This window comes from Novosphingobium sp. BW1, assembly GCF_008107685.1.
In the GTDB taxonomy this organism is placed as follows: domain Bacteria; phylum Pseudomonadota; class Alphaproteobacteria; order Sphingomonadales; family Sphingomonadaceae; genus Novosphingobium.
The window spans coordinates 88,261-94,260 of the sequence record NZ_VIRF01000073.1 but is presented as its reverse complement, the minus strand read 5'-3'; the positions used below and the strand labels follow the sequence as shown (position 1 = coordinate 94,260).

Here is a 6,000-nt window from a genome sequence, read left to right as displayed (position 1 = left end):
GGCAGCCATCAACCGCTTCATCAAAGAGCACAACGAGGATCCGCGTCCCTTCGTCTGGAAAGCCGACCCCCACGACATCATCGCCGCTGTCAGGCGCGGGCACCAAACGTTGGAATCAATCCACTAGGTACCCGGAGGTCTGACCCTTGGCTGCCCATCCCTTCCCGGCAAATCGGAACTATTGGGGAAACAGGAAGGTGGCAACGAAGCGGGCGCCCCAGTTCGGGCCGCCTTCAGGCCGCTTAGGGTAGTAGCGCGCGCCGACCGCCAGACTGATCGGCTGCGTGCCGACCGAGTAGACATGGCTCACCATAATGTTAATCGGCACCGTTCAGGTGTCACGCTTCCAGTCGCGCGTGGTCTCGGTGTTGATCGTGAAAGCCGTGGAATACCGCCGTCGGCCCCGCCCCCACGTCTCGGCCGAGAACCCGGTCTTCCCAGTCGGCTAGAGGATAGCCGGTCCGACATCCCAAACCAGCCCGTTTTTCGGCTCCTTGGGCGAGAAAAAGAAGCTCTGCACCACATCGCCAAGGCCGCTCGTCCCACCCGCGCCGCGGATCGTCTCGCCCTGGGTGATGATGGGGACGATGGTGCGGGTGATGAGGTTCCAGTCCTCCCCGACCGAGAAGGGGATGACCGGCTGCGCGTTCACGGTAAGCCGGCCCCCGTCGGCAGGGCCGTAGCAGCAATCGTAGTGGAACTGGATGGGCACCGAGATGAGTTTGGCGACGGGATTGGCGAGCTGCTCGGCGAACCCCGCACTCAAGCTTTGTTCCGCAGGCGCATCGCTTGCCACTGAGACCGCCTCGTCATCCTGCGCATGAGCAAGCGGCGGCGCCAGCATCAGAAGCGCGCCGCTCGCAACAGCTATGGCTCTTTTCATGTCGGAATTTCCTCTGGCAGTGACTTTGCGTCGCACATCCTCCCGGAAGGGCCCCAGCATTCCGCGGTCATCGCCAACCTGCTTCTGGTAATAGCCTTGGACGCCGAGCGAGAACTTGAGCGGAAGCGCCTTCTCGATGGCGCCCTCAATGTGGATTTCATCGCCGCTGTCATAGCCGGAATCGCGGTTGTCGCCGTTTGTCGTGTACCCGGCCTTGGCGCTGATATCCCAACCACTTTCCGGGTCGTGCCAACTCAGGACCAGCGAACCGTCGACCGCCCAGCGGTGCAGCGAGAGATTGACAAGGCCGCTCTCGCGGTAGTGCCCGATTGGCACGTTGGTCATCGTCGAGAGCTGGATATGCAGATTGTCTGCCTGCCCCCCAGTTGCGTGAGGAACACCGGGTCCCCGGTGGTCAGCGCGCTGTCATGAAGAGAGCCTGTCAGCGTCGTCCCGCCAGCCAGCCCCGTCAGCAGGCCCTTGGCATCGATGATCGGCGCACCCAGCGGCAAGGGTCACGCCCACCGCCAGCGTTCCTCCCAGGAAATCGATCGAAGGCACCACAAGCAGGGTGGAAAAGCCCGCAACGATCGTGGTGTCGAGGCCCAGCGTGATATTGCCATTGACCGGAATGCGCCGGTTCGCCTCTGCCGAGCCGTCATAGACCCAGATCATCTTGTCGAAATAGAGCCCTTCGAGCGGGGGCATCACCGCGGTTCCAGGGCCACCCGATCCCAGCAAGCAAAGCGAGGCTCCGCTCTCGGTCGCCTCGGCGCCCGAGAGCCCCGAACGCAAGGCCCGCCATCCCCAGGACGAGGTCCAGAGGCCGGTGACATACCCACTTCATCATAGGATTTCTTCACTCCTATGGGATCGTGGACAATCTACGATGCCGAGCCCGGCGGCGAATCCGGATTTACCCGCAGGCACGGCGTGGATCGTTCCCCACACGCGCGCCTAGAACGCCTCGCGAATGCCGCAGTAGTACCCTGCACCGTCCTTGCCCCAGGCCATGTCGAGGCGCAGGTTCATGTTGTTGGCCTTCGATGAGAGATAACGCAGGCCTGCCCCGCCCGAGGCCAGCGTATGGCTGTGTTTTCAGATATCCCCGCTCGATGCGGCGATACCCCCGACACCGGCGAATCTGAGCACACCCACCTTCCGGGTAAGGCGCTGGCGCACCTCCAGCTGAAAGGCCCAGGTTCCCCCTCACGGTAGCGCCCCGCCTCGTAGCCGCGCAGATCCCCGTTCTTGCCGAACAAGCACAGGTCATAAAACGGCGCGTTACCCTTAACCGCGCCGGCCGTCTTGCGCACGGCCAGCACCGTGCTGTCAGTGAGCGAAAAGTAGCCGGTCGACAGCAACTCCAGCTTGCGGTGCGCGAAATCGCTGCCGAGAAAGTCGGCGCCGAATATATAGGTTCCCGTGACAAGGCCCCCTTGCTGGGGTTGAAGGGATGGTTGCGGGTATCAAAGGTGAAAGAGGGGCCTATGGTCGCAACCGTACTGCGCCGCTCGATGATGGGCAGGTTCAGGTCGGGACGGTCTGGTATCAGAATGTCGATGCTCGATCGAATGCGCAGGTAACTCACGCGCGCGCGGACATGAAAATTGGAGATCAGCCCCTTGTCGAACAGCCGGACCTCGCCATCGAGATAGGCCGAACTTCCCCGGTTGCACAGGTCGACCGAGAGCCCAGCATCCCCGGCATCGGGACCGACGCCGTAAAAGTTAAGCCGGGCATCGCCATAACCGCCCATCGCCGCTACCCGGAACCGATCCTGACCAAAGGACATCTGGTGGTCGAAGCCCGCCCCCAGGTATCGGTGCTGGTATACCCGGCTCCGATACCTGCCGCCCTGTCCTCATCGCGCTCCTCGCACCGTAGTGGTAACAGGCAGACTAGCCCGGCCTGAACCGGAGCGGCCATCGGGTATTCCCCCTTGGCCGGGACATGACATCCCGGTCCGGTTCGGGCGCGCACACAGCCGCCTCGGGATTTCCCCCGATAGCCGCAGGTGCGTGCCCCCGCGATGCTCGGACCATGTCGCACCGCATAGCGCTCGCCCCGTTCGCCGCCTGCCTGCTCGGCGCACCGCTTCCCGCTCTGGCGCAGGACCGAGACGAGGGCCCTGTCGGCCCGGCCGCTCCCACCAACGAATTCGAGGCAGAAACTCGCACCTCGCCCAAAGCCAAGGCGCCTTCCCAGGTCGAAGAGAAAAGCGCACCGCAGGAACCGCACCGCCGCATCATTCCCCTGCGCGGCAATGCCGCACGCCCCCGGGGCTACCGCATACCGGAACCCTATGGCCTGGGCATGTTGATGGTGTGGAACACGACCAACTTCAATTCGCACGACCTCTCGGCTTCTCTGGGAAAAGGGGCGGCCCCGGAGCCGGATGCAAACATGCTCCCCCTGCCTTCGGTCACCACAAGCCGGCTGGAGGTCGACAACCGCATGCTCGGCTTCAAAGCCGATCTATAGGTCTTTCCCGGGGTCGACGTCTTCGCTTCAATCGGCAAAGTGCGTGGTACCAACCGCATCGACATAGATGCCGAGGCCGTCATCCCCTATCCCTTCTGCCACCCTGCGCGTCCGTGCACCACGGTGCATCTCCCGGTAGAGACCAAGGTCAACAACACCACCGTCACGCTGGGCACGCTGCTCGTCTACGGCAACGAACACTAGATCGAGCTCGGCTCGATTGCGAAGACGGTGAGCATCTCTTCCAAGGAGCGCTCCGACGTCAATCAACCAACGTCGGCCTGTAGGCAGGCCCCCGCTTTCGCCGGGGCGAGGACACTTATTTCGCACCCCATGCAGGAGGAAACTACTTCGACCTCGACACCACTGTCCGCGGCGTCGTGGCCAGTGGCCCGGTTTTCGAGGACGGCGAGGCGCTCTGCCTGCGCTACGAGGTCGGGATGGAGACGAGCCACCCTTGCGCGCTGGTGGCGGGATTCAACTTCGAGCTCAATCGCCACCACTCGCTGCAAGCGGAAATCCAGGCAGGCGCGACCTCGACGCGCATGCTCGCGGCTACCGGGAACGTTACCTTCGCCGAAATTACGCCCGCCCCGGCGGACTATCCCGGCGCCCTGCCCGAACTGCTCTATCCCGCCTCGCTTGTGTTCGAACCGCCCCGCTGGCCTGTTTCGCTGCACGACATTTCCCAGTGGTGGGATTACAGGCGCGACGCAAACGGGAAACAACCGCTGGGCAAAGGATTCGAGCTTGCAGGTCTGGAGGACCACCCGGTCGTACACATCGCCTGCAAGGACGCACGTGCCTATGCCAACTGGGCCGGCAAGGACCCGCCGACCGAGGCCGAGCGGGAATTCGCCTCGGGTGACGAGCTGCTTCCAGGCGGCATTGCCCAGGCCAACACCTGGCAGCGCGCGTTTCCCAACGAAAATACGCCGCTTGACGGCTATCTGCGCACTTCGCCCGTGCGTACCTACCCCGCCAATCCACACGGGATTTATGACCTGATCGGGAATGTCTGGGAGTGGACAGGCGACTTTTACTCGCAAAGCCATCAGGAGCACACCGAAAAGGAAGGGTGCTGCGCGCCGCGCAACCCGCTCGGAGACCCACAGGAAAAGAGCTACGACCCGGCCATGTCCGGCATCGGGATCGCGCGAAAGGTTCTGAAGGGAGGCTCACACGTGTGTTCCCCCAATTACCGCTGTCACTACCGTCCTGCGGCTCGGCACGCACAGCCGATCGGCACTTCCACCAGCCACGTCGGCTTTCGCTGCGTCGTGCGCGGCGCGAGCGCGATAGTGAATAATACCAACCTGCATTGATTAGAGGCTACGGGCCCATTTGCGGCGGCCGATGGTCATGATGCGCCAAGGCTGATCAACGAGCGTGTTCCAGGCCTGGCAGCAATGGTCGAGGATGTTGTCGGGAGAGGTAAAGCCCCCTTTTGGAATGCCTCCATGGCGTGTGCGTTCTACGCATGGTGACGGGGCCGAGCGGTCAGCTGCGCATAGCCCAGTTTCGTCAGTTCGCGGCTGACGCTCGTCTCGTCGAGCGACACCGCGAACTCTTCGTAGAGCCCATGCGCCAGGTCGATCAGCCGCCAGCGCACGAGGCCATGGATCGCAGGGCTCGGCCCGCGCTCGACCGCCTCGACCAGTGCGCGTCGCTGCGCATCATTGAGGATCGATGCCTTGCCTGGGGCCTTACCGTCCAGCAGCCCGTCAGGACCGCGGTCATTGAAACGGATTACCCAGTCGCGGACGATCTGAAGGGTGACACCCCCAATCCGCGCTGCCTCGCCCCACTATCGCGCCCTCCTGAAGCAGGACGCTATTGAGTCAGACTTTCGCCCCAGTGGGAATCCCCAAATGAGTTAGGCTCAGCGCAGGTTGGTATGAGGGCCACTCCGTTTCAGATGGCGTTCGTGAATAGCCCATCTCAAGGGGCCTTGTTCTGAAAAGGGGCCTTGTTCTGAAACTGCTCGAGGTCCCCCTCCCCACGACTTCGACACGGCATCCGCTGCCCCAGGAATGCGATGCCCCGCCCCTTTGCCTGCGCTCTTCGCCGGTCCGGAGCCGGGTGGTTCCGCCCCCGTTTATCCGGCCTAATCCCGATGGGCTCATAGCAAGGCCGAGGGGCATTCTTGGCGCAGGGTCGGAAAGGCTCATCGCCACCGGGTTTCTCCGGCCCTATAGCTCCCCCGCCGAGCGCACCCATCGCTCCTGGCCCGGGCTCACCCCTTCTTTCAGGCGCACGCCCCCCCGATCCGCAGGTCCGCCTGCACCGCTCTTCTGCTCGCCACCACGTCGGCATGCGCCAGCTTCGATGCCGAGATCGCCAACCGGGTCGGCCGTGAATTACCCGGAGACCGCCGCTATCGCCTCTCACCCGACGACAAGACGATGTTCATCCAGTCCGATACCGTCACCTTCCACTTCGTGGACAGCGCAGCCTGACACCTGCTCCCGGCGGCGCATAGCCTCTTCGAATCGCGCGCGGTTGCACAGCCTCTCGTCAGGCTGCACGCCTTGGCGTACACTCCCTTGCGCAAGGGCCATCACGAGTCCTGAGAGGAAATAGGATCGCGTCGGGACGATGGCGAAAAGGCCGCGCCCCGAACCATCGGGAGA

8 protein-coding genes and 2 pseudogenes are annotated in these 6,000 nt (G+C 63.4%); 5 read left to right on the top strand and 5 right to left on the bottom strand.

Features of this window, described 5'->3' with window-relative positions:
• Positions 1–127, top strand: a pseudogene (locus FMM79_RS11665) (IS630 family transposase); the annotation flags it as partial.
• Positions 128–178: 51 nt separating this feature from the next.
• Here the strand turns inward: FMM79_RS11665 and FMM79_RS21625 are convergent.
• The 4 genes and pseudogenes from FMM79_RS21625 to FMM79_RS22270 form a co-directional block, all read right to left on the bottom strand.
• Positions 179–328, bottom strand: coding sequence for a hypothetical protein (locus FMM79_RS21625; RefSeq protein WP_205466634.1), 150 nt, complete (start codon positions 326–328; stop codon positions 179–181).
• 117 nt (positions 329–445) lie between these two features.
• A complete protein-coding gene (locus tag FMM79_RS21620) occupies positions 446–1,243 on the bottom strand; it encodes a transporter (RefSeq protein ID WP_256376799.1) in 798 nt (265 codons plus the stop codon).
• 66 nt (positions 1,244–1,309) lie between these two features.
• Positions 1,310–1,678: a hypothetical protein gene (locus tag FMM79_RS11650; RefSeq protein WP_148627644.1), complete on the bottom strand. Its 369-nt coding sequence runs from the start codon at positions 1,676–1,678 to the stop codon at positions 1,310–1,312.
• A gap of 233 nt (positions 1,679–1,911) precedes the next feature.
• Positions 1,912–2,325 (bottom strand): annotated as a pseudogene (locus FMM79_RS22270) (hypothetical protein); the annotation flags it as partial.
• A gap of 14 nt (positions 2,326–2,339) precedes the next feature.
• Here FMM79_RS22270 and FMM79_RS11640 point away from each other — a divergent pair.
• The 4 genes from FMM79_RS11640 (at position 2,340) to FMM79_RS11630 (ending at position 4,692) form a co-directional block, all read left to right on the top strand.
• Complete coding sequence (locus FMM79_RS11640; protein WP_148627643.1) at positions 2,340–2,798, top strand: hypothetical protein; 459 nt, start codon at positions 2,340–2,342, stop codon at positions 2,796–2,798.
• Positions 2,799–2,926: 128 nt separating this feature from the next.
• Complete coding sequence (locus tag FMM79_RS11635) at positions 2,927–3,367, top strand: hypothetical protein (RefSeq protein ID WP_148627642.1); 441 nt, start codon at positions 2,927–2,929, stop codon at positions 3,365–3,367.
• A 39-nt stretch (positions 3,368–3,406) separates the two neighbouring features.
• Positions 3,407–3,571, top strand: coding sequence for a hypothetical protein (locus tag FMM79_RS21240; protein WP_153269326.1), 165 nt, complete (start codon positions 3,407–3,409; stop codon positions 3,569–3,571).
• A 176-nt stretch (positions 3,572–3,747) separates the two neighbouring features.
• A complete protein-coding gene (locus FMM79_RS11630) occupies positions 3,748–4,692 on the top strand; it encodes an SUMF1/EgtB/PvdO family nonheme iron enzyme (RefSeq protein ID WP_240339126.1) in 945 nt (314 codons plus the stop codon).
• A 149-nt stretch (positions 4,693–4,841) separates the two neighbouring features.
• On the opposite strand, the gene FMM79_RS22265 is transcribed toward FMM79_RS11630, so the two are convergent.
• Complete coding sequence (locus FMM79_RS22265) at positions 4,842–5,084, bottom strand: winged helix-turn-helix domain-containing protein (RefSeq protein ID WP_371710905.1); 243 nt, start codon at positions 5,082–5,084, stop codon at positions 4,842–4,844.
• Between the last annotated feature and the right edge of the window lie 916 nt (positions 5,085–6,000).

Bases quoted from the DNA above. Each gene is read 5' to 3' on its own strand.
- FMM79_RS11640 (WP_148627643.1), top strand. From the start codon at position 2,340: ATGGTTGCGGGTATCAAAGGTGAAAGAGGGGCCTATGGTCGCAACCGT.
- FMM79_RS11635 (WP_148627642.1), top strand. From the start codon at position 2,927: ATGTCGCACCGCATAGCGCTCGCCCCGTTCGCCGCCTGCCTGCTCGGC.